This window comes from Ferrimonas gelatinilytica (assembly GCF_039544205.1).
In the GTDB taxonomy this organism is placed as follows: Bacteria; Pseudomonadota; Gammaproteobacteria; order Enterobacterales; family Shewanellaceae; genus Ferrimonas; species Ferrimonas gelatinilytica.
Window position 1 is genome coordinate 243,992 of record NZ_BAABLF010000008.1, and the last position, 25,583, is coordinate 269,574.

Annotated in this window: 20 protein-coding genes; 6 read left to right on the top strand and 14 right to left on the bottom strand. The window is 61.8% G+C overall.

What is annotated here, in order from left to right; genetic code table 11:
- Window position 1 precedes the first annotated feature (1 nt).
- The 6 genes from ispH to murJ form a co-directional block, all read right to left on the bottom strand.
- Window positions 2–931: a 4-hydroxy-3-methylbut-2-enyl diphosphate reductase gene (ispH, locus tag ABD997_RS08420; RefSeq protein ID WP_345316565.1), complete on the bottom strand. Its 930-nt coding sequence runs from the start codon at window positions 929–931 to the stop codon at window positions 2–4.
- Window positions 931–1,380 (bottom strand): FKBP-type peptidyl-prolyl cis-trans isomerase, encoded by a 450-nt coding sequence (gene fkpB, locus ABD997_RS08425; protein WP_345316566.1) that lies wholly within the window; start codon window positions 1,378–1,380, stop codon window positions 931–933. Before fkpB ends, ispH begins: the two co-directional genes overlap by 1 nt.
- Entirely contained in the window at window positions 1,373–1,912 is a 540-nt protein-coding gene (gene lspA / locus ABD997_RS08430; RefSeq protein ID WP_345316567.1) for a signal peptidase II, read from the bottom strand. Before lspA ends, fkpB begins: the two co-directional genes overlap by 8 nt.
- Window positions 1,905–4,727, bottom strand: coding sequence for an isoleucine--tRNA ligase (gene ileS, locus ABD997_RS08435; RefSeq protein ID WP_345316568.1), 2,823 nt, complete (start codon window positions 4,725–4,727; stop codon window positions 1,905–1,907). Before ileS ends, lspA begins: the two co-directional genes overlap by 8 nt.
- A gap of 23 nt (window positions 4,728–4,750) precedes the next feature.
- Window positions 4,751–5,692, bottom strand: a complete 942-nt coding sequence (ribF, locus tag ABD997_RS08440) for a bifunctional riboflavin kinase/FAD synthetase (protein ID WP_345316569.1) — start codon at window positions 5,690–5,692, stop codon at window positions 4,751–4,753.
- A gap of 61 nt (window positions 5,693–5,753) precedes the next feature.
- Window positions 5,754–7,310 (bottom strand): murein biosynthesis integral membrane protein MurJ, encoded by a 1,557-nt coding sequence (gene murJ, locus ABD997_RS08445; RefSeq protein ID WP_345316570.1) that lies wholly within the window; start codon window positions 7,308–7,310, stop codon window positions 5,754–5,756.
- Between the two features lie 272 nt (window positions 7,311–7,582).
- Here murJ and rpsT point away from each other — a divergent pair, with 272 nt between their 5' ends.
- Together rpsT and ABD997_RS08455 are read left to right on the top strand one after the other, a co-directional pair.
- On the top strand, window positions 7,583–7,843 hold the full coding sequence (rpsT, locus tag ABD997_RS08450) for a 30S ribosomal protein S20 (RefSeq protein WP_345316571.1): 261 nt from the start codon (window positions 7,583–7,585) through the stop codon (window positions 7,841–7,843).
- Window positions 7,844–8,045: 202 nt separating this feature from the next.
- Window positions 8,046–9,425: a M28 family peptidase gene (locus ABD997_RS08455; protein ID WP_345316572.1), complete on the top strand. Its 1,380-nt coding sequence runs from the start codon at window positions 8,046–8,048 to the stop codon at window positions 9,423–9,425.
- A gap of 348 nt (window positions 9,426–9,773) precedes the next feature.
- Here the strand turns inward: ABD997_RS08455 and yaaA are convergent, their stop codons facing one another.
- Both yaaA and ABD997_RS08465 read right to left on the bottom strand, forming a co-directional pair.
- Complete coding sequence (gene yaaA / locus ABD997_RS08460) at window positions 9,774–10,550, bottom strand: peroxide stress protein YaaA (RefSeq protein WP_345316573.1); 777 nt, start codon at window positions 10,548–10,550, stop codon at window positions 9,774–9,776.
- Window positions 10,551–10,708: 158 nt separating this feature from the next.
- The gene (locus ABD997_RS08465) at window positions 10,709–12,157 is read right to left on the bottom strand and encodes an alanine/glycine:cation symporter family protein (protein ID WP_345316574.1); all 1,449 of its coding nucleotides are present in this window, start codon (window positions 12,155–12,157) and stop codon (window positions 10,709–10,711) included.
- A gap of 626 nt (window positions 12,158–12,783) precedes the next feature.
- On the opposite strand from ABD997_RS08465, the gene tal reads away from it, so the two are divergent.
- From tal to ABD997_RS08480, 3 genes are all read left to right on the top strand, one after another.
- The gene (tal, locus tag ABD997_RS08470) at window positions 12,784–13,740 is read left to right on the top strand and encodes a transaldolase (RefSeq protein WP_345316575.1); all 957 of its coding nucleotides are present in this window, start codon (window positions 12,784–12,786) and stop codon (window positions 13,738–13,740) included.
- A 69-nt stretch (window positions 13,741–13,809) separates the two neighbouring features.
- On the top strand, window positions 13,810–15,450 hold the full coding sequence (gene pgi / locus ABD997_RS08475) for a glucose-6-phosphate isomerase (protein ID WP_345316576.1): 1,641 nt from the start codon (window positions 13,810–13,812) through the stop codon (window positions 15,448–15,450).
- Window positions 15,451–15,957: 507 nt separating this feature from the next.
- Complete coding sequence (locus tag ABD997_RS08480; RefSeq protein WP_345316577.1) at window positions 15,958–16,137, top strand: DUF3545 family protein; 180 nt, start codon at window positions 15,958–15,960, stop codon at window positions 16,135–16,137.
- A 61-nt stretch (window positions 16,138–16,198) separates the two neighbouring features.
- Here the strand turns inward: ABD997_RS08480 and ABD997_RS08485 are convergent, their stop codons facing one another.
- Both ABD997_RS08485 and ung read right to left on the bottom strand, forming a co-directional pair.
- A complete protein-coding gene (locus ABD997_RS08485; protein ID WP_345316578.1) occupies window positions 16,199–16,750 on the bottom strand; it encodes a hemerythrin domain-containing protein in 552 nt (183 codons plus the stop codon).
- 109 nt (window positions 16,751–16,859) lie between these two features.
- Window positions 16,860–17,540, bottom strand: a complete 681-nt coding sequence (ung, locus tag ABD997_RS08490) for a uracil-DNA glycosylase (protein WP_345316579.1) — start codon at window positions 17,538–17,540, stop codon at window positions 16,860–16,862.
- A gap of 120 nt (window positions 17,541–17,660) precedes the next feature.
- Here ung and nfo point away from each other — a divergent pair, with 120 nt between their 5' ends.
- Window positions 17,661–18,551, top strand: coding sequence for a deoxyribonuclease IV (nfo, locus tag ABD997_RS08495; protein WP_345316580.1), 891 nt, complete (start codon window positions 17,661–17,663; stop codon window positions 18,549–18,551).
- A 65-nt stretch (window positions 18,552–18,616) separates the two neighbouring features.
- Here the strand turns inward: nfo and ABD997_RS08500 are convergent, their stop codons facing one another.
- The 4 genes from ABD997_RS08500 to thrA all read right to left on the bottom strand — a co-directional run bounded on the left by ABD997_RS08500 (window position 18,617) and on the right by thrA (window position 25,149).
- Window positions 18,617–20,026, bottom strand: coding sequence for a hypothetical protein (locus ABD997_RS08500; RefSeq protein ID WP_345316581.1), 1,410 nt, complete (start codon window positions 20,024–20,026; stop codon window positions 18,617–18,619).
- Between the two features lie 413 nt (window positions 20,027–20,439).
- Complete coding sequence (thrC, locus tag ABD997_RS08505; protein WP_345316582.1) at window positions 20,440–21,720, bottom strand: threonine synthase; 1,281 nt, start codon at window positions 21,718–21,720, stop codon at window positions 20,440–20,442.
- 2 nt (window positions 21,721–21,722) lie between these two features.
- Window positions 21,723–22,691 carry a homoserine kinase gene (thrB, locus tag ABD997_RS08510; RefSeq protein WP_345316583.1) on the bottom strand — a complete coding sequence of 323 codons (969 nt, stop codon included), beginning with the start codon at window positions 22,689–22,691 and terminating at the stop codon, window positions 21,723–21,725.
- Window position 22,692: 1 nt separating this feature from the next.
- The gene (gene thrA, locus ABD997_RS08515) at window positions 22,693–25,149 is read right to left on the bottom strand and encodes a bifunctional aspartate kinase/homoserine dehydrogenase I (RefSeq protein WP_345316584.1); all 2,457 of its coding nucleotides are present in this window, start codon (window positions 25,147–25,149) and stop codon (window positions 22,693–22,695) included.
- Window positions 25,150–25,583: the final 434 nt, after the last annotated feature.

Sequence of the window (25,583 nt, forward strand, 5' to 3'; positions counted from 1 at the left end):
CTTAGCGCAGCTCCGCGGGGACGTGGAACACCACGTTCTCCTCGCGACCTTCGGCTTCCACCACCTCTACGGCCCCCTGGCCCTTGAGGGCCTCGATAACGCCGCGGACCAGCACATCCGGCGCCGAGGCTCCGGCGGTCACTCCCAGGGTCTTCACCCCCTCGAGCCATTCGCGGCGGATATCTTCGGCACCATCGATCAGGTAGGCGCGACTGCCGGACTTTTCCGCCAGTTCACGCAGGCGGTTGGAGTTGGAGGAGTTCTTCGACCCCACCACCAGCACCAGGTCGCTCTCGGCCGCCAGTTCCCGCACCGCATCCTGGCGATTCTGGGTGGCGTAACAGATGTCGTCCTTACGGGGCCCCTCCACCGACGGGAAGCGTTGCTTCAGCGCTTCGATCACCTCGGCGGTGTCATCCATCGACAGGGTGGTCTGGGTCACGAAGGTGAGGTTGGCCTCATCCTTCACCACCAGCCGGGCCACGTCGTCCGGCGACTCCACCAGGTAGATCCCCCCTTCCGGGTTGCTGTACTGCCCCATGGTGCCCTCCACCTCCGGGTGGCCGGCGTGGCCGATCAGGACACACTCGGTACCGCGACGGCTGGCCCGGGTAACCTGCATATGCACTTTGGTCACCAGGGGACAGGTGGCGTCAAACACCTTGAGGCCGCGGGACTTGGCTTCATCTCGCACCGACTGGGGCACCCCGTGGGCGGAGAAGATAACGATGCTGTCATCCGGCACCTGCTCCAGCTGCTCGACGAACACCGCGCCGCGCTGACGCAGCCCCTCCACCACGTAGCGGTTGTGTACCACTTCGTGACGCACATAGATCGGCTTTTCAAACAGCTCCAGAGCCCGCTCGACGATGCTGATCGCACGGTCAACGCCGGCACAGAACCCTCTCGGGTTGGCCATCAAGACTTTCATTACGCCTCCCTGAGGATCACATCCAGCACTTCGATGTCGAACAGCACCGTCTGGCCCGCCAACGGATGGTTGAAATCCACGGTGACAGAGTCGCCCTCGATGGCGCGGATCACCCCGGGGAACTGGTTCCCGTCCATGGCGGTAAACGCCATGATGGTGCCCTCGGTCAGCTCCGCATCAGCGGCAAACTGGGTACGATCCATATGCTGGATGTTATCCGGGTTGGGTTGACCGAACGCCTCCTCGGGCGGCAGGCTGAAGCGCTTCTTGTCGCCTTTGCTCAGCCCCAGAAGGGCCTTCTCCATACCGGCACTCAGGCTGCCATCCCCCAGGGTCAGGCGGGCAGGCTTGCCGTGGGCGCGGGTGCTGTCCGCCACGCTGCCATCGGTCAATTCAACGTTGAAGTGCAAAAACACCTGGGCGCCGGGGCCCACTACTGCATCACTCATTGGGACCTCCATTGGCGGGTTGCGCCGACTTGGATTGCAAAAAGGCATCCAGGATCATCAATCCGGCGCCGACGCAGATGGCGCTGTCGGCGATGTTAAACGCCGGCCAGTGCCAGTTACCCACGTAAAAATCGATAAAGTCGATGACGTAGCCGTAAGCCACGCGATCGATCAGGTTGCCTATCGCGCCACCGAGGATCAGGGCATAAGCGCAGCCCAGCAGGCGGTTCCCCGCCCTTTCAGCCCGAAGCATCGCCACCAGGCCGGCAGACACCAGCAGGGCAAAAAGGGCGAACCCCCAACGCTGCCAGCCACCGGCATCGGCGAGGAAGCTGAATGCTGCGCCCTCGTTGTGGACGTAGCGCAGGTTGAGGTTGGGGATCAGCGGGATCACCTGGGCGTACTCCATGTACGCCACGGTCAGCCACTTTGTGATCTGGTCGGCCACCAGTGCCACGACACTGATCCACAGCCACACCCAGCCACTGTCGCGCCAGTTACGGGGGCGTTCTGCCCAGGCCTGCTTAAGCATATTGACGCACCTCGCCATCACCATCGACGTTGGTGACACAGCGGCCACACAGGGTCGGGTGGTCGGCGAACTGACCCACATCTTCACGGTGGTGCCAGCAGCGCTCACACTTAACGGCGGCGGTCTTACTCAGGGAGACCAGCAGGCCATCGATCTCGGTGCTGACAGCGCCCTTGGCCTCGGTAAGGGGTTTCACCCTGGCGTTAGAGGTGATCAACGCGAAGCGCAGCTCATCACCGAGACGCTCCAGCAGGGCCTTGAGTTCGCCGTCAGCATAGAGCACCACGTCCGCCTCCAGACGGTTCTTGATCCCCTCCGCCTTGGCCTGCTCCAGCGCCTTGTTCAGCTCGCCGAGCACCGCCACCATCTGCTGCCACTCGTCGTTACTGAGGGCCGCGTCCTCCGCCATCGGCGCCAGGCCGTCATACCAGTACTGGGTAAAGACGAACTCGCCACGCTCACCCGGCATCTGCTGCCAAACCTCGTCGGCGGTAAAGCTCATGATCGGGGCCATCCAGCGCACCAGGGCCTCGGTGATCAGGAACAGGGCGCTCTGGCAGGAGCGGCGGGCCAGGCCATCGCCCTTGGCGGTGTACTGGCGATCCTTGATGATATCCAGGTAGAAGCTGCCCAGCTCCACGGAGCAGAACTGCATCAGTTTCTGGGTCACCTGGTGGAACTGGTAGCTCTCGTAGGCGGCGACGATCTCTGCCTGCATGGCGTGGGCACGGGCCACGATCCAGCGATCCAGCGCCACCATCTCCTCCAGCGCCACCATATCGGTGGCGGGGTTGAAGCCGTTCATGTTGGCCAGCAGGAAGCGTGCGGTGTTACGGATCCGGCGGTAGGCGTCGGCGCTGCGCTTGAGGATCTCATCGGAGACCGTCATCTCACCGGTGTAATCGGTAGAGGCCACCCAGAGACGCAGAATGTCGGCGCCGAGCTTGTTCACCACCTGCTGCGGGCTCATCACATTGCCCAGCGACTTGGACATCTTGCGACCCTTGCCGTCCACGGTGAAGCCGTGAGTCAGCACCTGCTTGTAAGGGGCCTGGTCCTTCATCGCCACGGAGGAGATGAGGGAGGACATGAACCAGCCGCGGTGCTGGTCTGACCCTTCCAGGTAGAGGTCGGCACCATGGCCGTGGAACTCCTCACGGGCATCCACCACCGAGGCGTGGGTAACACCGGAATCAAACCAGACGTCCAGGGTGTCACTCACCTTGCTGTAGTGCTCGGCGTCATCGCCCAGCAGCTCGGCGGCGTCCAGATCCCACCAGGCCTGGATCCCGGCCTTCTCGACCCGCTGGGCCACCTGCTCCATCAGCTCAACGCTGCGCGGGTGCAGGGCCTGGGTCTCGTTATGAACAAACAGGGCAATGGGCACACCCCAGGTACGCTGACGGGAGATGCACCAGTCCGGGCGGTTGGCCACCATGGTATCGATGCGGGCCTGGCCCCAGTCCGGGATCCACTGCACCTTTTCGATCTCCTCGCGGGAGCGAGCGCGCAGGCCAGCCTGATCCATGGAGATGAACCACTGCGGGGTGGCACGGAAGATGATAGGGGTCTTGTGGCGCCAGCAGTGCGGGTAGCTGTGGCGGAACGCTTCATGGTGCAGCAGCGCCCCCTTCTCCTTCAGCACCTCGACGATGGGGCCGTTGGCTTTGAAGACGTGCTGGCCCGCGAACAGCGGAGTATCCGGCAGGTAGACACCGTTGTTGCCCACCGGGTTGGCGACCTCCAGGTTGTAGCGGTTGCCCACCACAAAGTCATCCTGACCGTGGCCAGGCGCGGTGTGTACACAGCCGGTACCGGAGTCGGTGGTCACGTGATCACCCAGGATCGCCGGAACCCGCATATCGTAGAAGGGGTGCTTGAACTGCAGCAACTCCAGGCTGCTGCCGGTGCAGAAGCCCAGGTTGTGGTAGTGCTCGATGCCGGCACGATCCATCACCTCCTTGACCAGATCCGCAGCCAGGATCAAGCGCTCCTTCTGCTCCCCCTCGACCTGCACCAGGGCGTACTGCACGTCGGCGTGCAGCGCAATGGCGCGGTTGGCGGGCAGGGTCCAGGGGGTGGTGGTCCAGATCACAGCGGAGATCGGCCCTTCACCCTGATGGCCTTCGGCGCAGTCAAACTTGTCCGCCACCAGCTTGGCATCGTCCGCCTTGAAGCGCACATCGATGGCCGGCGAGGTTTTATCTTCGTACTCCACCTCGGCCTCAGCCAGGGCGGAACCACAATCAGTACACCAGTGCACCGGCTTGGCCCCTTTGTGCAGGTGGCCGTTGTCGATGATCTTGCTCAGGGCACGGATGATGTTGGCTTCGGTATCGAAGTCCATGGTCAGGTAGGGCTTATCCCACTCACCCAGGACACCCAGGCGGATGAAGTCGGCCTTCTGGCCCTCTACCTGGGTCTTGGCGTACTCCCGGCACTTCTGACGGAACTCGGCGGCGGATACCTTCTGGCCCGGCTTACCGACCTTCTGCTCCACCTTCAGCTCGATGGGCAGACCGTGACAGTCCCAACCCGGGATGTAGGGCGCATCGAAGCCAGACAGGGTCTTGGCCTTGACGATGATGTCTTTGAGGATCTTGTTGACGGAGTGACCGATGTGGATATCACCATTGGCGTACGGAGGGCCATCGTGCAGCACAAACGGCTTGGCGCCCTGACGGCTGGCGCGGATCGCTTTGTACAGCGCCTTCTCGTCCCAGTTCTGGAGCATTTCAGGTTCGCGCTTGGCCAGGTTCCCACGCATCGGGAACTCAGTCTCAGGCAGATTCAGAGTCGTCTTGTAATCAACCATTTAGGGTCACACCATCCGGTAAATCAAACAGGGAGTTGGGCGTCTGCAAGCCGGGCTCGGGCTTGTTGCGCATCCGCCTGGATCTGGGCTTTGAGCGCCTCTAAGGACGCAAAGCGTTGTTCATCCCGCAGCCAGCTAACCAGCGTAACCTGCAGGTGCTGACCATAAAGGTCAGCGTTAAAATCAAAAATGTGCACTTCCAATCGACACTGTAGACCCGCCACCGTCGGGCGGCGTCCCACGTTGGCGACCCCCAGGTGACATCTGCCATCCTGGGTTTTCACGCGTACCGCAAAGACCCCCCGAACCGGCACCACGGTGCGCTTGAGCAGCACGTTGGCCGTAGGGAAATCCAGGGTCCGCCCCAGTTTATCGCCGTGGGCTACCCGTCCGCTGATGTAGTAAGGGTGCCCCAGCATCCGCTCGGCGGCGGCCAGGTCTCCCTTCGCCAGGGCTTGGCGGATCAGGGTGCTGGAGATCCTGTCCCGGCCCAGTAGGCAGCTGGCGGTATCCTGCACGGCAAAGCCGTGGTGTTCCCCCGCCTGCTGAAGCAGGGCAAAATCGCCCCGGCGATTCTTCCCGAAACAGAAGTCATCGCCCACCACCAGGTAACGAACCCCCAGCTTGCGCACCAGCAACTGCTCCACAAAGGCATCCGGGTCCTGCTGTGACAGCGCGTAATTGAAACGCACGCACAGCACCCGGTCGACGCCCAGCTCTGCCAGTCGGGTCAACTTATCCCGCAGTCGACTGAGACGGGCAGCGGCCCGTTGACCGAGGAAGAACTCCTGGGGTTGGGGTTCAAACAGCATCACCGTGGCCGGTACGCCATGCTCACGCGCCACCGCCACCAGGCGATCGATCACTGCCGCATGACCACGGTGCACCCCATCGAAGTTACCGATGGTGAGCACGCAGCCCCGATGGCGCTCGGCCAGATTGTGAATACCTCGGATCAGCTCCATGGATCTACAGCACGTCTTTGCGTTGAAAATCGCCGGATTATACCTCAGAGGCCGGTGAACCTCACGCGCTCTTTAGCTGCGCTGGCCGCAATCCCAGCAACAGCAACGAGAGCAGGTAAACGATGGCCCCGATGCCGATATAGGCAAACAGCCACTGGATCCGCTCCATCAGGCTCCAGGCCAGCCACTGACTCTCCGGCGGCACCAGGTAGAGCAAGGTGCCAGCCATGGCGATGCCTGCCAGCAGCATGCGGCCGATCGTCCCCAGGCTCTTCGCGTTCAACTCATACACCCCCTGACGTTTCAGCCCTCTATATAGCAGGGCCGCATTAAGGGTGGCGGACGCGGAGGTGGCCAGCGCCAGCCCCACGTAACTGAAGGGGATCGCGAGCGCCAGGTTAAAGCCCATGTTCGCCACCATGGCGATGATGCCGTAACGTACCGGCGTCCGGGTATCCTGGCGAGCGTAGTAGCCCGGCGCCAGCACCTTAACCAGCATAAAACTGAGCAATCCGGAGGAATAGGCCAACAGGCTCACCGCCGCCATCTGGGTGTCGGCCGTGGTAAAGGCACCGCGCATGAAGAGCACCATCAGCATCGGCTGGGCCAAAACCATCAACCCTAGCATCGCCGGTATCCCTACCAGGAGCACCGAGCGGACGCCCCAGTCGAGGGTGCGGGCAAAGGCTTCCGGTTCCGTACCGGCGTGTTTGCGCGAGAGAGCGGGCAGGATCACCGTGGCGATGGCGATACCGAACAGGCCCAGGGGAAACTCTAGCAAGCGATCGGAGTAGTAGAGCCAGCTGATGGAGCCGGTCATCAGGAAGCTGGCGATCAGGGTATCGAACAGCAGGTTGATCTGGCTCACCGAGACCCCGAACATCGCGGGGATCATCAACTGGCGGATCTTAACCACCCCCGGGTGGTGCCAGCCCCAACGAGGGCGGACCAGGTTTCCGGTGCGCCAAAGGAAGGGCAGTTGGAAGCAAAACTGCACCAGGCCGCCGAAAAACACCCCCCAGGCCAGCGCCAGCTCAGGCCGGGTCAGCTGGGGAGCCAGCCAAAGGGCACAGGCAATAATGGTGACGTTCAGGAATACCGGGGTAAAAGCGGCAACCGCGAAACGCCCGAGCGTATTGAGGATCGCCCCGGAGAGGGCCGTCAGGGTGATAAACCAGAGATAAGGAAAGGTGATCTTCAGCATCAACGCGGTCAGCAGGAACTTCTCCCCCTCGGGCTCCCCCCCGAGCCAGGCCACGAACCAACCGGTTCCAAACAGCGCAGCCAGGATCGGCGAACCGATCACCCCCAGCAGGGTCACCAAAGTGACGATCCCGCCCAGGGTGCCACTGACCCGGGCGATCAACTCCCGCACCGCGTCAGGCCCCTCCTTATGCTGGTACTGGGCCAACACCGGCACGAAAGCCTGGGCGAAGGCTCCCTCTGCGAAGAGGCGACGGAGGAAGTTGGGGATCTTGTTGGCCAGGAAGAACACATCGGCAGCGGCACCGGCTCCCATCAGGTTGGCCACTACCACATCGCGGGCGAGGCCGAGAACCCTCGAGATCAAGGTCATGGCGCTCACGATCAAACCGGAGCGGACGAGTACTTTGCTCAAAAAAAAATATCCTGAAGGCGTGGGATTGCGAGCCGGATCCGGCCCCCTGTTTCCCGGTAAACAAAAAAAAACCGCACCCTCTGTCACCGGGGCGGGAATGCTGCTAGAATTTCGCCCCATCTTAAACCAGAAGGGTTGCGAAAGGCCAAATATGGCCGCTGGCTCGCAGAGCTGGCGCTTATTTGCTCATTGTCGTTGACAAAGCGGGCATAACTAAGTAAATTCGCGACCCTTGTAAGAATCCAGACTGCACCGTTTTTAGGAGTTTGCACTTGGCTAACATCAAGTCTGCTAAGAAGCGTGCCATCACCAGCGAAAAGCGTCGTCAGCACAACGCTTCCCGTCGCTCCATGATGCGCACCTACGTTAAGAAAGTTATCGCTGCTATCGCCGCTGGCGACAAAGCCGCTGCTACCGAAGCATTCAACGCTGCCCAGCCGATCCTGGATCGCATGGCCACCAAAGGCCTGATCCACAAGAACAAAGCTGCTCGTCATAAGAGCCGCTTGGCTGCGAAAATCAAAGCGCTGTAAGTTACGCTTTGTAAGCTATCTTAAAAACCGGCCTGATGGCCGGTTTTTTTATTGCCGTTTCGCCGCCGCTACACCCTTGCTCCCCGCTGATCTCCGTCCGGTTCCTTCCCGCCATCTCTTCCTGATAAAGTAACGCCCTACATCAAAGTATCATGATACAGGGACCGTCATGTTTCATCGTTTTCTCCCAGCCGTTATGGGAATGACCAGCCTTCTGCTGTCCACTGCGGCCTCCGCTACCCCCTACTCCCAAGCCACCCTGACCCACGCCGAGCGCCTGCATCAACATGCGCTGACCAGTGACAGCGCCCTGCAGACGGTGGAGAGCCTGACCACCGAGGTGGGCCCGCGCCTCGCCGGCAGCGAGGGGGACGCCCGGGCAGTCGCCTGGGCCCAGGCAAAACTGCAGCAGATGGGCTTCGACCGAGTCTACCTGGAGCCGGTGGAGATCCCCCACTGGGAGCGGGGCTACGCCGATGCCCGCGTTACCCTGCCCTTCCCCCAGCCTTTGGTGATCACCGCCCTGGGCAACTCCGTCGCCACCCCCGAGGGAGGGATAGAGGCATCGATCATCCGCTTCCCCACCCTGGCGGATCTCCAGGCGGCCGCACCGGAGCAGGTTTCAGGTAAGTTGGTGTTTATCGATCACAAGATGGAGCGGGATAAAGAGGGTCGCGGCTACGGTCCCGTAGTCAAAGCTCGTGGTGTCGGCGCTGTGGAGGCGGCCAAGAAGGGAGCGGTCGGTTTGCTGCTTCGCAGCGTCAGCACCAGCAGCCACCGCTTCGCCCATACCGGCGTGATGCGTTATATCGACGGTGTTGCCCGGATCCCGGCTGTGGCCATCTCGCCGCCGGATGCGGATCAACTGACCCGCATGCTGGCCCGGGACAGCGATATCCGGGTCAAACTCGACCTGGAGGCGATGGATCACGGCACCACCACCAGCTACAACGTCATCGGCGAGATCACCGGTGATCGCAAGGCGGAGGAGATCGTGTTGATCGGCGCCCACCTGGATACCTGGGATGAGGGCACCGGTGCCCTGGATGATGGCGCCGGCGTGGGGATTGTTACCGCCGCCGCTGGCCACATCCTGGCCCTGGAGCAGCGACCACAACGCACCCTGCGGGTGGTGCTCTACGCCGCCGAGGAGATTGGCCTGCTGGGTGCCAGGGCGTACCGTGATGCCCACAAAGGCGAGCTGGATAAACACTTTATCGCCGCCGAAGCAGACTTCGGTGCGGGCCCCATCTTCCGCCTCGACTCCCGTGTGAACGAACGCGCCCTACCCGCCTTCGATCAGATGCACGCCCTGCTTGCCCCCCTGGGCGTCGAGCGTGGCCACAACCACAGCTGGGGAGGGCCGGATGTGTCGGTGTTGCCGCCGCTTGGGGTCCCGGTTGCCGGGTTGTCGATGGACGGCACCGACTACTTCGACTACCACCATACCCCGGATGACACCTTCGATAAGATCGATCCCGACGCCATCCGGCAGAGCGCCGCGGTGTATACCCTGTTCGCCTGGCTAATGGCCAATGCCGAGGTGGATCTTCGCCCCATTCCACTGCCGGAAGAGAGATAAACAAAAAAGGCCCGGATTACTCCGGGCCTTTTTGTGCTAGGTGCTAGGTGCTAGGTGCTAGGTGCTAGGTGCTAGGTGCTAGGTGCTAGGTGCTAGGTGCTAGGTGCTAGGTGCTAGGTGCTAGGTGCTAGGTGCTAGGTGCTAGGTGCTAGGTGCTAGGTGCTAGGTGCTAGGTGCTAGGTGCTAGGCAGGAGTCTACACCTTATGCCCCGGGTACCCGGCTTTTTGCTTTTAGAACCTAGGCTATTCCCTAGTACCCAGGCTCTTTCCTAGTACCTGGGCTCTACCTAGAACCCAGGCGCCTCCCTAACACCTGAATGCCGCCCAGAACCCGCACTGCCCAAGTTCCTAGCCCTGCTCCTCGCGCAGGAATACCAGCGTATCTTCGCTGGAATCGGACTCGCTGAAGCGGTAGCCGCCCAGGTCGAACCCTTGCAAGTCCTTCGGACTCTTGGGCTGCTGCTCCAGCATGTAGCGCGCCATCATCCCCCGCGCCTTCTTGGCGTAGAAGCTGATGATCTTGTATTGGCCATTCTTGGCGTCCTTAAACACCGGGGTGATCACCCGTCCATCCAGACCACGCTTCTGCACCGCCTTGAAATACTCGTTGGACGCCAGGTTGATCAGGACATTGTCCCCCTGCTCAGCCAGCCGATCATTGAGGGCCTCGGTAATGAGGCTACCCCAGAAGGCATAGAGATCCTTGCCCCGGGAGTTCGCCAGCTTCGTCCCCATCTCCAGTCGGTAGGGCTGGATCAGATCCAGCGGTCGCAGCAGTCCATAGAGGCCGGAGAGGATCGCCAGGTGGGACTGGGCATACTCCAGCTGGGAGGCCGAAAGGGAGGACGCATCCAGGCCGGTGTAGACATCGCCGTTGAACGCCAGCACCGCCTGCTTGGCGCTTTCGGGCGTGAAGGGGGTGTGCCAATCGGCAAAGCGCGCCGCATTGAGTCCCGCCAGCTTATCCGACAACTTCATCAGGGTGGCAAGATCCGCCGGGGTCAACTGACGGCAGGTCTTCATCAGAAGCTCTGCCTCTTCCAGGAGTTCCGGTTGGGTGTACGCCTCAACGTGAGGGGGAGTGTCAAAGTCCAGATTTTTGGCCGGAGAGATCACCGCCAGCATAGGTCGCTCCTTGGAAACGGTTACAGAACAGGTGTGGTATGGCAGTCATGGTAGCAATCGACGTACAACAAAAAAACCACGCCCTCCTGTGAAGGAGGGCGTGGTGGACGATTGCCTTGTTCGGAAAAACGCGGAGGGGCTAGCCCTGCGCGCAGCGGTTAGCGGCCGGCGTTGCGGCTCTCCTCGCTCTCTTTCCAGGTATCGCAGTGCAGCTGAGCTTCCAGTACCGCCACGGTGCCGGCATTGAACTCCGGCGTTTGGCCGGCTTTCAACTGGGCTTCGTAATCCTTGATCACCGCCAGGGCAACCTTGGAGAGCAGCACCAGCGCAATCATGTTCACCAGCGCCATCAGGCCCATGGAAACATCGGCAAAGTTCCAAACCAGGGTCAGGGAGGCCACGGAGCCTGCCATCACCATCGCCAGAACCGCCAGGCGGAAGCCGTACAGGACCTTCTTGCTCTTGGTCAGGAAGAGGATGTTGGTCTCGGCATAGCTGTAGTTGGCGATGATGGAGCTGAAGCAGAACAGCAGGATAGCGAAGGCCACAAAGTAGGAGGCCCAGCTGCCCAGCTCATTGGTCAGCGCCAGTTGCAGCAGGCCGATACCACCCTCGCCCTGAGGGTTGTCCAGTACCCCGGAGAGCAGGATGATCGCCGCAGAAGCGGTACAGATCACCAGGGTATCGACGAATACGCCAATCATCTGAACGAAGCCCTGGGAAGCGGGGTGGTTCGGGTTCGGCGTCGCGGAGGCTGCGACGTTAGCCGCGGAGCCCATACCGGCTTCGTTGGAGAAGAGGCCACGGGCCACACCTGCCATGATGGCACCCATGGCACCGCCGGCCGCTTCCTGCAGACCAAAGGCACTCTTGAAGATCAGCGCCAGTGCCGCCGGTACTTCACTGATGTTCATCACCAGCACGATCAGCGCCAGCACCAGGTAGAGGACCGCCATCACCGGAACAATCAGCTCGGAGACCTTGGCCACCTTCTTGAGGCCGCCGCTGATGATGTAAGCCGTAGCCAGCACCACCACCACGCCCATCAGCGCTTCATCGATCCCGAATGCGGTGTTGACCGCATCCACGATGGTGTTGGACTGGGCCGCGTTGAAAGCAAAGCCGAAGGCGATGATCAGCAGCACGGAGAATAGGGAACCCATCCAGCGCTTACCCAGCCCCTGCTCCATGTAGTAAGCCGGGCCACCGCGGTAGAGGCCATCTTGGCCCTTTACCTTGTAGACCTGAGCCAGGGTGGATTCGATGAAGGCGGTGGCCATCCCCAGCAGGGCGATCAGCCACATCCAGAAGATGGCGCCGGCGCCACCCACGGTGATCGCGACGGCGACCCCCGCCATGTTGCCAGTGCCCACGCGCGCCGCCATGGAGGTACAAAACACCTGGAAGGAGGAGATACCGTCGGTGCTGTTACGTCCCTCTTTAACCAGCTTGACCCCGTGGCCAAAGCGGCGGAACTGAATGAATCCGGTCATGACGGTAAACAGCACCCCGGCGGCGACCAGTACGTAGATCAACACACTGCCCCAAAGCAGGCCGTTGGTCGCATCAATCATGGCCTCAATGGGCGCAAAAAAAGCATCAAGCATAATGTCCGTTCTCTCTGTGGCGGAACCGGCGCGCAGCAGCACACCGGCTCAGGCCAGTTCATGTCGTTTCCCAGTTCTGAAGCTTCATGCTCCAATACCAACCGAAATTTGCCGATTTGTTCTGGTTTTAGCGGTGTTCACCGCTACGGCCGATTGGTGATGGGCGGCACATTAGCATACCCATTTCCAGAGTGCGCGTGATCCGGATCACGCCGCATCATTCCAGCCACCTGACCGCAAAGCTCCAGCAACCTAAATGGCACAACGAACTACGACGCTCGACACCAGTGCCACACAACCGCTTCAAAACAGATAACGGACAACCCCACCTGGCCAACCTCAGTGTCACGTTTTGTCTAACAATGGTGTGCGATCGTAACCTTGGCCGCATCCCCGGAAGTCATCTCCAGAAGGGTGAAAAAGCCATGAGAACTCCGGAGAGCATAAGAAACAACCGTTTGGTAAACTTTCTAACAAAATCACAATTTTATGGGCAAATAATGCGCCTTTGCCCCGCGGATTGAGAGTTCTGTAATTTATTTACCGAAGCGGTTGGCTTTCCAGAACAAATCTCCTTTAATGGTATGACGACATATGCCTCCGCCAGACAGTAACGGAACTCTCTTATGGCCAATGCACTTGAACAACTGAAATCCCTCACAACCATAGTGGCGGATACCGGCGATATTGATGCCATCCGACGCTACCATCCCCAGGACGCCACCACCAACCCGTCACTCATCCTTAAGGCGGCACAACTGCCTCAGTACGCCAGTCTTATCGAGGACGCCGTCGACTACGCCCGTCAGAACAGCGACGACCCGGCTGAGCAGTTGGAAGACGCTGCCGACAAACTGGCCGTGAATATCGGAGTGGAGATCCTCAAGCTGGTGCCCGGCCGCATCTCCACAGAAGTGGATGCCCGCCTCTCTTTTGACACCCAGGCCTCCATCGCCAAGGCCCGCAAGCTGATCCGGCTCTACCAGGAGGCGGGGATCGGTCCGGATCGCATCTTGATCAAACTGGCCTCCACCTGGGAGGGGATCCAGGCGGCGCAGCAGCTGGAGGATGAGGGGATCAACTGCAACCTGACCCTGCTGTTCAACTTTGCCCAGGCCCGTGCCTGCGCCGAGGCGGGGGTCTACCTGATCTCCCCCTTTGTTGGACGTATCCTCGATTGGTACAAGGCGAAAACCGGCGAAGAGTACCAGGGCAAGGACGATCCCGGCGTGCGCTCGGTGAGCGAGATCTACCACTACTATAAGAAGCACGCTTACGAAACCGTGGTGATGGGCGCCAGCTTCCGCAATACCGGTGAGATCCTGGCCCTGGCCGGCTGTGATCGCCTGACCATCAGTCCCGCCCTGCTAGAGGAGCTCAGCAACAGTGAGACGGAAGTCAGCGCCCAGCTGAGCTACAGCGGCGAAGCACAGCCGCGCCCGGCACCACTGTCCGAAGCCCAGTTCCGCTGGGAACTGAACCAGGATCCCATGGCGGTCGAAAAGTTGGCGGAAGGGATCCGCAACTTCGCCATTGATCAGGATAAACTGGAGACCATGCTGCGCCAGCAACTGGCCGCATAGTCAACGACCCTATCAAGGAATGAACCGCGCCCGGGAGATGTTGCCCGGGCGAGCTTTTGGGGAACCATCATGACCTCACTCACGCAACTACCCATCTGGCAGGCCCTCAAGCAGCAGCGCCAGACTATCGAACAGCAATCCCTTCGTGACGCCTTTGCCCGAGACCCGGGCCGTGCCGAACGCTATAGCGTCAAGGCCGCCGGCCTGATGCTGGATTACTCGAAAAACCGTATCGATGACACCACCCTGGCGGCTCTGCTGGAGCTGGCCCGGGACTGCGAGCTGGAAAGCCAGCGGGACGCCATGTTTACCGGCGCCGCGATCAACCGCACCGAGAATCGCGCCGTGCTTCACACCGCCCTGCGCGCCTCAGGAAACACCCCCGTGATGGTGGATGGCGAGGATGTGATGCCCGAGGTGCGCGCCACCCTGGCCAAGATGAAGGGGTTCGTGGAGCAGATCCACGAGGGACAGCGCACCGGCTACACAGGGAAAGCTTTTACCGATGTCATCGCCATCGGGATCGGCGGCTCCTTCCTCGGCCCCAAGGTGGCCACTGAGGCACTGCGCCCCTACGCCAAGTCCCTGCGGCTGCACTACGTGGCCAACGTTGACGGCACCGCCCTGAGCGAGAAGCTCAAGAAGGTGAACGCCGAGACCACCCTGGTGGTGATGTCCTCCAAGTCCTTCACCACCCAGGAGACCCTGGCTAATACCCAGAGTGCCCGGGAGTGGTTCCTGGCCAGCGGCGCAAGCCAGGCCGATGTGGCGGCCCATTTCGTCGCCATCAGCTCCAATGTGCCCGCCGCCGTCGAATTCGGCATCGATGCCGATAATGTTTTCCCGATGTGGGACTGGGTGGGGGGGCGCTATTCGCTCTGGTCCGCCATCGGTCTGCCCATCGCCCTGGCGGTGGGTTTCGATCACTTCGAGCAGCTGCTGTCCGGTGCCGAAGCGATGGATCGCCACTTCCGGGAGGCACCGCTGGAGCAAAACATGCCGGTTCTGATGGGCCTGCTCTCCCTCTGGTACAGCAACTTCTTTGACAGCCAAAGCCAGGTGATCCTCAGCTACGACCACTACCTGCGCGGTCTGCCCGCCTACATCCAGCAACTGGATATGGAGAGCAACGGCAAGGGGGTAGCCCTGGACGGCACGCCGGTGGATTACCGCACCGGCCCGGTGATCTGGGGCGGCGAGGGCACCAACGGCCAGCATGCTTACCATCAGCTGCTGCATCAGGGCACCGCGCTCATTCCCGCCGACTTTATTCTGCCGTTACAGAGTCACAATCCCCTGGGTCGCCACCACCAGATGCTGGCCGCCAACTGTCTGGCACAGACCCAGGCCCTGATGCAGGGCAAGACACTGGAGGAGGCCAAGGCGGAGCTGGCGGATCGCAACCTGGCTCCGCAGGCACTGGAACAGCTGGCCCGCCACAAGGTGATGCCGGGCAACCGCCCCAGCAACACCCTGTTGATGGACAAGTTGACCCCGGCCACCCTGGGGGCCCTCATCGCCCTTTATGAACATCGCACCTTTGTCCAGGGCGCGATATGGCAGATCAACTCCTTCGATCAGTGGGGAGTGGAACTGGGCAAAGTGCTGGGCAACGCAGTTCTGGATGAGCTGGAAGCGGAACAGGCCCCACTGGCCCAGGACGCTTCCACCAACCAGCTGATCACCCTGCTGCGCCAGGGCAAGCTCTAAGCTCGCCAAGCGACGACGCCCCTCCAGCGCGAGGGGCGTTTACCATTCCAAGACCGCACTCGTCGCCAAGCCGGTACTCGCCTGGCCGCGTTCACAACAGGCGGCGGTGCACGTCCGGAGGTTGGTTACACGGCTATCTACTCGGCAATGACGTCGAGGGGCCCAGGCCTGGCTCCAATCTCCCGTTACGAGTAAATCCCCCGCTCTCACCCCATCGCTCTGACGGCAAAGATGGCCTGAAACGCCGAGTGTCCCCTGCTGCAGACCGAATCTCCCCCAGCAGATTTCTGCTCCGCCTTCGGAGTTGGAGCCAGTCCACACCGGAAGAAAAAGGGGGCAAAAGAGGCTACCAACCCAAGTAAAGGCAGGGGCTAAAGAGCGCCCAAATACTGAACCTGACTCAAAAGTTACATTTCCATAACAAACTTAACAAAGTTGTTGCAGAGTCTTTTGCGGCTGTGGTACTTAAACAATGGACACAGGGAAAACCGTTGGGGGTAATAAGATATGGAACGTTTGGATTACGGTTCGCCAGAAGGTAGTGCCACTGAAAAGCCCAGCCGTCGCGGCAGCAAGAAGCGCAAATGGCGGGAAATTGAAGCAATTAAAGAGCGGGCCAGACTGCGTAAGGAGCTGGAAGATCTCGACCCCTGCTTCGGTCTGGAAGAGGAACTGCTCGACTTCTAAGCCTCCAACGACAACGCCCCGCAATGCGGGGCGTTTTTCATTAGGCTGCATCCCGAGAAAGCTAAATCTCCCCCAGATCCGCCAGGTAAGCCCTCAGCTCATCGTAGTCACTGTCTTTCTCATTATTAAACAGCGGGTCCTTAATCAAGGTCTCGGACACTCTCTGCTCCACTTTCTGCCAGTCCTCATCCGTCAGCTCCTTTTCCAGTTTGGGCAGTACATGCTCCTCCTCCTGGGCCAGGTGGCGGCGCTGCATCGCGGCAAAGTCCTTGATATTGGCAATCAGGCGATCTCGGGGCACCACGGCATCATTGAGGATCATGTTGAGCGTGTCCATCAGCTGATCCGTCGCCTCACGCAGTATGGCGTGCTCCTCCTCCAGCCGGTGTATGGCTCCTTGGCTGCCACCATTCTTATCCAGATAGTAGTGGTAAAGAATATCCTCCATCGGGTGGTGGCTGTGGTCGGCGTAACGCTGCAGATAGTCGATCACATCCCGAAGGAAGTTGAGGTTAATCGCTTCCCCATCCTCCAGCCGGATCGCTTTTTTATCAAGCAAGTTCAATAGTTTACTTATGTGCTTATGATCGGTATGGATTCTTTCCAACAACATAAACTGTTCCGCCCTATTGCCTTTCCATCTTTAAGAGTAGTCCTTCGATAGCATGGCAAACGCAAGCCCGTGGGGCCATGATCCCCATCAAACACACCCAGTTTTCAACTCATTCTGCCAAGGGGGGCTGCCAGTCGATGGGGGTATCCCCCTGCTTGTCCAGGATGGCATTGACCCGAGAGAAATGGCGACAACCAAAAAATCCCCGGTAGGCGGAGAGCGGTGAGGGGTGAGCAGCACAGAGCACCGAGTGGCGGCTGCGATCGATCCCCTTCCCCTTCTTCTGCGCATGACTGCCCCAAAGCAGGAACACCAGCCCCTCCCGCCGGGCGTTGAGCTGGGCGATCACTTCATCAGTAAACCGCTCCCAGCCAAGCTTAGCGTGGGAGTGCGCAAGTCCGGCCGCCACCGTCAGCACCGTATTAAGCAGCAGCACCCCCTGGTCGGCCCAGCACCCCAGGTTGCCGTGATCCGGCACCTGGAAACCCGGGATATCCTCCGACAGCTCCTTGTAGATGTTTCTCAGGGAGGGGGGCACCTTGACGCCGGGTTGAACCGAGAAGCTGAGGCCATGGGCCTGGTCTGGTCCGTGGTAGGGGTCCTGCCCGAGGATCACCACCTTGACCCGATCAAACTCGGTGCGCCGGAACGCCTCGAACACCTGCTCCGAGGGTGGATAGATGGTCTCACCCTGCCGACGCCACCGCTGGATCTGTTCCATCATCTCAACAAAATAGGGGGCCTGCTTCTCCGCCCCCAGTACCGACTGCCACTGCATCGCTAGCGCCATACCGCCTCCCCATAAAGATAGGGCGCCAGCATAGCGAACCCCGGTTGCCGGGAAAAGCCTCTCCCCTTGCCGGAAGCGCGGCCAGTCCGTACCATCGCCTCAGTAGTCCAAGGAGACCCTATGCCCGCCTCAAGCTCAGCCCCAACGACCCGACCAGTGCGCTATGTCGGCGCCCATGTCAGCGCCAGCGGTGGTGTGGAAAACGCCCCCTTGAATGCCGCCAAGATCGGCGCCAACGCCTTCGCCCTCTTCACCAAGAACCAGCGCCGCTGGCAGGCCAAACCCCTGACCGGCGCCAACATCGAGAAGTTTCGGGTCAACTGCGAACAGCATGGCTTTACCCCGGCGCAGATCCTGCCCCACGACAGCTACCTGATTAACCTGGGCCACCCGGACGCCGAGGCGCTGCAGCGCTCCCGCGACGCCTTTCTCGACGAGATGCAGCGTTGCGAGCAGCTGGGGCTGACCCTGCTCAACTTCCACCCCGGTAGCCACCTGCGCCAGATCAGCGAAACCCAGTGCCTGGCCACCATCGCCGAGTCGATAAACCTCGCACTGGACCGGACTCAGGGTGTCACCGCGGTGATCGAAAACACCGCCGGCCAGGGCAGCAACCTGGGTCACCGCTTCGAGCAGTTGGCCGAGATCATCGACCGGGTGGAGGACAAGAGTCGGGTGGGCGTCTGCCTGGACACCTGCCACACCTTCGCCGCCGGCTACGATCTGCGAACCCACGACGCCTGCCAGCAGACCTTCAACAAGTTCGATCAGACAGTTGGCCTTGAGTACCTCAAGGGGATGCACCTCAACGGCTCCAAATCCCCCCTCGGAAGTCGGGTGGATCGCCACCACAGCTTGAACCAGGGGGAACTGGGCACCGAGGTGTTCGAGTTCCTGATGACCCACCCGGCTACGGTGGGCATTCCGCTGGTGCTGGAGACCATCGACGAGACCCTCTGGGCGGACGAGATCCAGTGGCTAAGGATGCTGCAAAGAAACCAGGCGGCCTGATTCAGCCTCTGCGAGGGCCAAAGCGGGTGGGCCGAGACTCGGCGGGTTCAGCGGCCAATGAATGCCTAAAGATCCTCGTCCCCGGGCTCCGGCTCGATGGGCAGCACCCCCTCCGGCAGCGGGCTCTCGGAGAGATCAACGATCTGAGAACGGTTCAGGGTGATCTTGTAACGGGCAAAGCGGGGGGGCTGCTGCGGCTCCCTCAGCATCAGGATCAGGTTGACCTGGTAGCGGCGCTCCACCGAATCGCTGCTGACCTTGCCCTCCGCCTCCTTATAGATCTTCGCCTTGCCCCGCTCCAGGTAACGGGCAAAGGGCGCCAAGCTGAAGTTCACCTGCTCCTGCAGACTGGAGTAGCCGGTGAGAAACGCCTTCTGGGCGATCCGCGCGCTCAGGCCATAGTGCAGGATCTCGGTGTCGATCCGGTTCTGACTGTTCCGTCGGCTTAAGATCTCGCTCACCCCTTTGGGCAGATCCGCGCTTTTAATAAAGTCGATCCAGATCAGCTGACGGCCTATCACCGCCTGACTGCTGGTATCCCTGAGGATACGGCTCCAGCGTGGACGCCCCTTCTGCAGCCGCCGCCACATCGCGTTGCGCATGTCATCCTTGAAGATCTCGCGAAAGGCGTAGATCACCGCCAGGGTCAGCACCAGCGCCAGGGTGAGCCCGCTCAACACCCCCTGCGCCTTGATCACCAGGGTAGACACGATCAGCATGATGATCCCCGTGGACACCCCCGTTGTGGCCTTTTTGAGCCCCACCCCCAGGGTTTTCAACTCCTCTTTGAGCACCACCCCCTGCTGGATCAATCGGCGCATCAGCAGCATCTTGTTGGAGATCCGATTGGGATCCGCCAGGGTCTGCTCCGAGTTGTAGTTTTTCTCTTCGCGATAGCGCCGTTCGGCGCGACACAGGCCCAGGAGCTGCTCAATGGCGTCACTGTGCTCGCTGCTGCGCGGGGCGTGAGAGAGCAATTTGAGCAACCGCTGCTCACAGAACCAGGACAGGTAGTTGTCCGCATTCTCGAAGTAATGTTTCCAGTTCGGATCGCTGGGCTCATTGCGACGGAACCTTTTCAGCAGCTGGGTGACGATCTCACACAGCTCGGAAAGTGCCTCGTAGAAGGGCTCAGGCTCTTTGATCTGCGCCACCTCGTTGCTGTCCGTCTCAATGGCGATGGCAAACTGGTAAGCAAACAGATTCAAGTAGAGTCGGAACTCCTCGACGGTGCGCTTGTTGAGGCTGACAAAACGCCCCTGCACCAGGGGAAGGTGCAGTCGGGTGGAGAAGTAGGAGCGACGTCCGGCGATGGCGCTGTGGGCATACTCCTGGGGATCCAGGCTCTGAGGGTTAACGCCCATCTCTTTGGGCAAGATGAAAAACAGATCCAGCCGGCGCTGATCCCCGCTTTTCATCTGGTGAACCAACTTAAAGGAGAGTGCCTCTTCCTGCTTAACAATGATCTTTGACACGTCACCTCTGCCCTGCTGTCTCTCGCCGATGATTGTAGCAGCTTGTGTTGTTTGACTATTCCACGTCCAGTCCGTGAAATAAAGCGGCAGGCTCAAGCCCCCGCTTCGAGTCCTGGAGGCCACCGGCGAAACGAACTGGGCGGACGAGATGCCGTGCAGGGGGTGGCTGCAAAGCGATCAGACGACATGGTTCAGTCTCCACTCGGCCAAAGCCGGTGGGCCGAAAGCCTCCAGTAAATCTCACTGCGCTGGCGACAGGTTTCGGCTCTTCACGAGCAGGGGGGAAGACGGGCCATCACCGCTCCAGCCGAACCGCGCATGGGAAAGGCCCCCACAGGCGTGGGGAAGACTTTTCCTCTTAAGCATACATATGAAGGTCCGGCTCCTACTTCACGTTTCAAAGAGCCGCCTGTCTAAAGCGTCCGCTTCAGATACCCCGCCAGCGCTTCGAAGCTCGCTTCCAGCTTTTCGCTCAGTACCGGCTTGTCGACCACCGCCGCCAGGGCCGGTGGCAGGGGCAGTTCAATCCCCAGGGCCGACTCGACGGCGTCCTGGAACTTGGCGGGGTGGGCGGTACCGAGGAATACGCCCACCTCCTCCCCGGAAAGCTGGCGGGTAAGCGCCTCGCTGGCCACCGCCGCGTGGGGCTCCGAGAGGTAGCCGCCCTGGTAAAGGGCCTTGAGGCGCACCACCGTCTCCGGCTCCGACACCCGCTCCGCCGCCAGCTCGGCCAACGCCCAGCCCTGGCGGGCGCAAAGCGCCTCGACTCGGGGCCAGTTGTTGGGGCTGGTCACATCCATGGCGTTGGAGAGGGTGGCGTGCACCGGCTCCGGCGCCCATACGCCGCTCTTCAGGTAGCGGGGCACGGTATCGTTGCTGTTGGTGGCGGCGACAAAGCGCTTGATAGGGGCCCCCATCGCCTTGGCCAGCAGCCCCGCGGTCAGGTTACCGAAGTTGCCGGAGGGCACCGCGAACACCGCCTGGTCCCGCTGCTCGGCGGGCAGTTGGGCCAGCGCCTCGAAGAAGTAACAGATCTGCGCCAGCAAGCGGGCGATGTTGATGGAGTTGGCGGAGGTGAGGCCGAACTGCGCCTTGAGCTTGGCATCGCTGAACGCGGTTTTAACCAGCGCCTGGCAGTCATCGAAGCTGCCCTTGACCGCCAGGGTGTGGATATTCCCCCCCAGGGTGCAGAACATCTTCTCCTGCAGCGGACTGATCCCCCCGTCCGGGTAGAGCACCACCACCTGGATATTGTCCAGCCCGGCAAAGGCGTCAGCCACCGCCGCACCGGTATCGCCGGAGGTGGCGGTGAGTATGGTCAGGGGACGGTCCTTGGCCAGGGTACTGAGACAGCGAGCCAGGAAGCGGGCGCCGAAATCCTTGAACGCCAAGGTGGGGCCGTGAAACAGCTCCAGGGCATACTGCCCCGGGGCGGCAGGTACCAGGGGCAGCGGAAAACCGAAGGCGTCCCGCACCAATGTCCGTACCCTGTCGTGCCCCAGCTCCTGGTCGAGCCAGGCCCCCAGCACGGTCTCCGCCCGGGTCAGGAAATCCGACTGCCAAAACGCCGCATCCAGGTTGAGGGTGGGGATCGCATCGGGAAAGAAAAGACCCTGTCCTTCCCCCAGTCCACGCTGCACCGCCTCGGTAAAATCCACCCGCTCCTGCGGCTGGCTCAGATTAAACAGCTCCATGGTCACAGCTCCCCTTGTGATAGTTGTGCGCCCTGCTCAGCCAGGCGGCAGATCCGCACCAGGCCCCTTTCATTCAGTAAGTAGTGTTGCCTGAGGTGCTCGGCGGCGGCCTCGGCCACCGACCGTTCGGTGGCCACCGCAAAGAGGGTGGGCCCGGAGCCGGAGATCCCCACCGCCGGGCAACCCAACGCCTGCAGCCGGGTTCGGGCCGCCTGGTAGCCGGGGATATGGGCGGCACGATAGGGCTCCGCCACCACATCCTTGAGCACCGCCAGCGCCTGCGCCTCATCCTGGCGGTGGCAGGCATCGACGAAGGTGGCCAGCTGCTGGCCAAAGCTCAATAGCGTCGCCCGCGGGTGCTCCGACGGCAGCAGCGCCCGCATCTTGGCGGTGGAGAGGGTGATCCCCGGATTGGCCACCACCCAGTACCAGTGGTCAAAGGTCGGCAGTGCCTGGGCCCGGTGCGGCAGCATCAGCTGCAGCCCACCCAGGTAGCTGGGGGCGACGTTATCGAAATGGACGGAGCCGGAGATCTCCCCCTCCAGCTCCCCCATCAGCTGCAGCAGCGGCTGCGACGACAGCGGCGCGCCGAAGTACTCGTTCACCGCCACCAGGGCGGCCACCACGGAGCTGGCACTGCTGCCGAGGCCAGAACCCACCGGCAGGTTCTTCTCCAGGGTGATCGCCAGATCCGGCTGGCCCAGTTCGAGTCGTGAAAGAAAGGTGTCGACGCAGCGCCAGACAATGTTCTCCTCGGCCACCGGCGGCAGCACGTCCGCAAAGGGCCCGCTGCACTGCAGGGTCAGCCCCGCACCGACGACCGGACCCGGCGCGATGGAGACTCGATCCCCCAGCTGGCTGCCATCGATGGGTGCCAGGGCAGCACCCAAAAGATCAAACCCCACGCTGACGTTGCCCATGGAAGCAGGGGCGTAGGCAGTTACCGCCCGGTTCTGTGCTTGTTGCGCCATCTCACGCCTCCTTGTGCCAAGATGCGGTGCGCAGGATGTCGCCGAACACCCCGGCGGCGGTCACGGCAGCACCGGCGCCGTAGCCGCGCAGGACGAAGGGCAGCGGCTGGTAGTAGCGGCTGTAGAAGGCCAGGGCGTTCTCCCCCCCTTTCACGTCGTACAGCGGATGTTCCCGCCCCACCGCTTCCACCCGCACCCGGCAGCGCCCCTTCGTATCGATGGCGCCCACGTAGCGCAGTACCTTGTCCTCGGCCCGGGCAACGGCGATCCGATCGGCGATCGCGGCATCCGCCCGGGGCAGCCGCTCGAGGAAGCTGGTGACGTCCCCGCTGGCATCGAAATCCGGCGGCAGCACGCTCTCCACCTCCACATCCGCCAGCTCCAGCTCCAGCCCCGCCTCCCGGGCCAGGATCAGCACCTTACGGGCCACATCCATGCCGGAGAGGTCGTCCCGGGGATCCGGCTCAGTAAAGCCCATCTCCCGGGCCTTGAGGGTGACCGCCGAGAGGCTGTGGCCCGCCTCCAGCTCGCCGAAGATGTAGGAGAGAGAGCCGGAGAGGATCCCGCTGAAGTGGTGCAGTTCATCCCCGGCCCGCAGCAACCCCTTGAGGTTGTCGATCACCGGCAGGCCAGCGCCCACGTTGGCCTCGTAGAGAAACTGGCGTCGATGCTGCTGCGCCGCACTGCGCAGCGCCCGGTACTGGGACAGGGGACCGGTGTTGGCTTTCTTGTTGGGGGTGGCGATGTGCCAGCCGGCCTTCAGGGCATCGAGGTAGCGATCCGACACGCTCTGCTCCGCGGTGCAGTCCACCAGCACCGGGTTCACCAGATGCTGATCCTGGGCGAGGGCCAGCAGGGTATCCATATCCAGATCCTGCCCCTGCTCGGTCAGATCATCCCGCCAACCATCCAGGGCCAGGCCGTGGGGGTCCAGCCGCATCTGCCGGGAGTTGGCCACGCCGCACAGGCGTACCGCGATGTTCTGCCGCGACAGGCTGGCCTGCTGACTCTGGATCTGCCGCACCAGCTCGGTACCCACATTGCCCACTCCCACCAGCACCACGTCGATGTAGTGGCGGGTATCGAAGAAGTTCTGGTGGCACAGGCGCAGCGCCCCCGGTGCCGAGTCCTGGCCAATCACCGCGGAGATCGCCCGCTCGCTGCTGCCCTGGGCGATGGCCGCCACCGAAGCGCCAGCCTGGGCGAGGGAGCGGAAGAAGCGGGCCGCCACCCCTTTCTTGCTGCGCATGCCGTCGCCAATCAGGGTGATGATGGTTTGCTCCGGGAGGATCCCGATCGGTTCCAGCAGCCCCTGTTGCAGCTCCAGTTCGAAGGCGTTCTCCAGCGCCAGTTTCGCGGCGGGCCCATCCTGGGCCGGCAAGCAGAAGGAGAGGGAGTACTCCGAGGAACTTTGGGTGATCAGCGCGATAGAGAGGCCCCTGACCGCCAGGGCATTGAACACCCGGCTGGCCATCCCCACCATCCCCTTCATTCCCGGGCCGCAGACGTTGATCAGCCATTGGTCATCCAGGTTGGAGACCGCCTTCACCAGGGACTTGGAGGGGGTGGTTCGGGCGTGAATCAGGGTGCCGGGTGCTTCGGGATTGAGGGTGTTGCGGATCCGGCAGGGGATCTGGTGTTGGGCGATGGGCGCGATGGTTTTCGGGTGCAGCACCTTAGCGCCGAAGTAGGAGAGCTCCATCGCCTCCTCGTAACTCAGGGTCGGCAGCAGTTCGGCATCGGGGATCAGGCGGGGATCCACGTTGTAGACCCCATCCACGTCGGTCCAGATCTCGCAGCAATCGGCGTGCAGGCAGGCGGCCAGGACCGCCGCGGAGTAGTCGGAGCCGTTGCGCCCCAGGGTCACCACTTCACCGGCGGCATTGCTGGCGGTGAACCCCGGCATCAGCCAGATCCTGTGGGTGCTAAGATCCAGCTCCGCCAGGCGGCTGCGGCTGGCCTCCACCGCCACCTCCGACTCCAGCACCGGCCCCTGGGCCAGCAGATACTGACGCGGGTCCAGCACCCCCGCCTCCAGAGAACGCTGGGCCAGCAGCGCCTCCAGCGCCGCCACCGAGAGGCGCTCGCCGGTGACCAGGATTTGCGCCATCACCTCATCGGGGCAGCGTCCCAGCAGGCCCACTCCCTCCACCAGGCGATGCAGCAGGGCACGCTCCTGCTCGAAGCGCTCCGCAAGCCGGGTTCGCCACTTGAGATCCAGCTGCGAGGCCAGCGCCGATTCCAGCTCCGCCAGGCGCTGCAGCAGGGACTCCAGCGGCGGGGTGTGACCGGACTTGGCCGCCAGCGCCACCGCCTCCAGGGCATTGGTGACACCTCCCGGCGCCGATACCACCAGCATCACCGGGAAGCGGGTTGCCTCCGCCTCCACCAGCGAGACCACATGCGCCAACTTGCCCGCGTCCGCCAGTGAGGACCCGCCAAACTTCATCACCTTCATCGCCCTTCCCTCCCATGTCCCATACGGTGTAACCGGTTTAAAACGCAACAAGCCCGCTCTTTGGGGAGCGGGCTTGTTGTTTTGGATATTCTTTCCCAGGGTGTCGTCAGCCCGCCCCCAACCTGCCCATGGCAGTGGTGGTAATGGTGATCATCCGGGTGAACTGTCGGGCAAGGCCCAAAAAACACAATGGCATGACGGCTTCCTGCCTGTTTCCTTAAGTTCAAAACTCGCCGCTGGTAAAGGGAATGTCAACGCATAAATCGGTTATGCGTTGATATGCAGTGGCTTTAACAGCACGGCGAGTTCCTAGCTCCTAGCTCCTAGCTCCTAGCTGTAATCTTTCAGGAGGTTGTTCACTCCCGTGCGAGTCGGAATACTGTTGGTCGACCAAAACTAACAGCCGACCCACAAAGGAGTGAACATGGCGCAGT

Bases quoted from the DNA above. Each gene is read 5' to 3' on its own strand.
- tal (WP_345316575.1), top strand. From the start codon at position 12,784: ATGGCCAATGCACTTGAACAACTGAAATCCCTCACAACCATAGTGGCG.
- ribF (WP_345316569.1), bottom strand. From the start codon at position 5,692: ATGGAGCTGATCCGAGGTATTCACAATCTGGCCGAGCGCCATCGGGGC.
- ABD997_RS08480 (WP_345316577.1), top strand. From the start codon at position 15,958: ATGGAACGTTTGGATTACGGTTCGCCAGAAGGTAGTGCCACTGAAAAG.
- ung (WP_345316579.1), bottom strand. From the start codon at position 17,540: ATGGCGCTAGCGATGCAGTGGCAGTCGGTACTGGGGGCGGAGAAGCAG.
- ispH (WP_345316565.1), bottom strand. From the start codon at position 931: ATGAAAGTCTTGATGGCCAACCCGAGAGGGTTCTGTGCCGGCGTTGAC.
- thrA (WP_345316584.1), bottom strand. From the start codon at position 25,149: ATGAAGGTGATGAAGTTTGGCGGGTCCTCACTGGCGGACGCGGGCAAG.
- thrC (WP_345316582.1), bottom strand. From the start codon at position 21,720: ATGGAGCTGTTTAATCTGAGCCAGCCGCAGGAGCGGGTGGATTTTACC.
- thrB (WP_345316583.1), bottom strand. From the start codon at position 22,691: ATGGCGCAACAAGCACAGAACCGGGCGGTAACTGCCTACGCCCCTGCT.
- pgi (WP_345316576.1), top strand. From the start codon at position 13,810: ATGACCTCACTCACGCAACTACCCATCTGGCAGGCCCTCAAGCAGCAG.
- fkpB (WP_345316566.1), bottom strand. From the start codon at position 1,380: ATGAGTGATGCAGTAGTGGGCCCCGGCGCCCAGGTGTTTTTGCACTTC.
- yaaA (WP_345316573.1), bottom strand. From the start codon at position 10,550: ATGCTGGCGGTGATCTCTCCGGCCAAAAATCTGGACTTTGACACTCCC.
- ABD997_RS08465 (WP_345316574.1), bottom strand. From the start codon at position 12,157: ATGCTTGATGCTTTTTTTGCGCCCATTGAGGCCATGATTGATGCGACC.
- lspA (WP_345316567.1), bottom strand. From the start codon at position 1,912: ATGCTTAAGCAGGCCTGGGCAGAACGCCCCCGTAACTGGCGCGACAGT.
- nfo (WP_345316580.1), top strand. From the start codon at position 17,661: ATGCCCGCCTCAAGCTCAGCCCCAACGACCCGACCAGTGCGCTATGTC.
- ABD997_RS08485 (WP_345316578.1), bottom strand. From the start codon at position 16,750: ATGTTGTTGGAAAGAATCCATACCGATCATAAGCACATAAGTAAACTA.
- ABD997_RS08455 (WP_345316572.1), top strand. From the start codon at position 8,046: ATGACCAGCCTTCTGCTGTCCACTGCGGCCTCCGCTACCCCCTACTCC.
- ileS (WP_345316568.1), bottom strand. From the start codon at position 4,727: ATGGTTGATTACAAGACGACTCTGAATCTGCCTGAGACTGAGTTCCCG.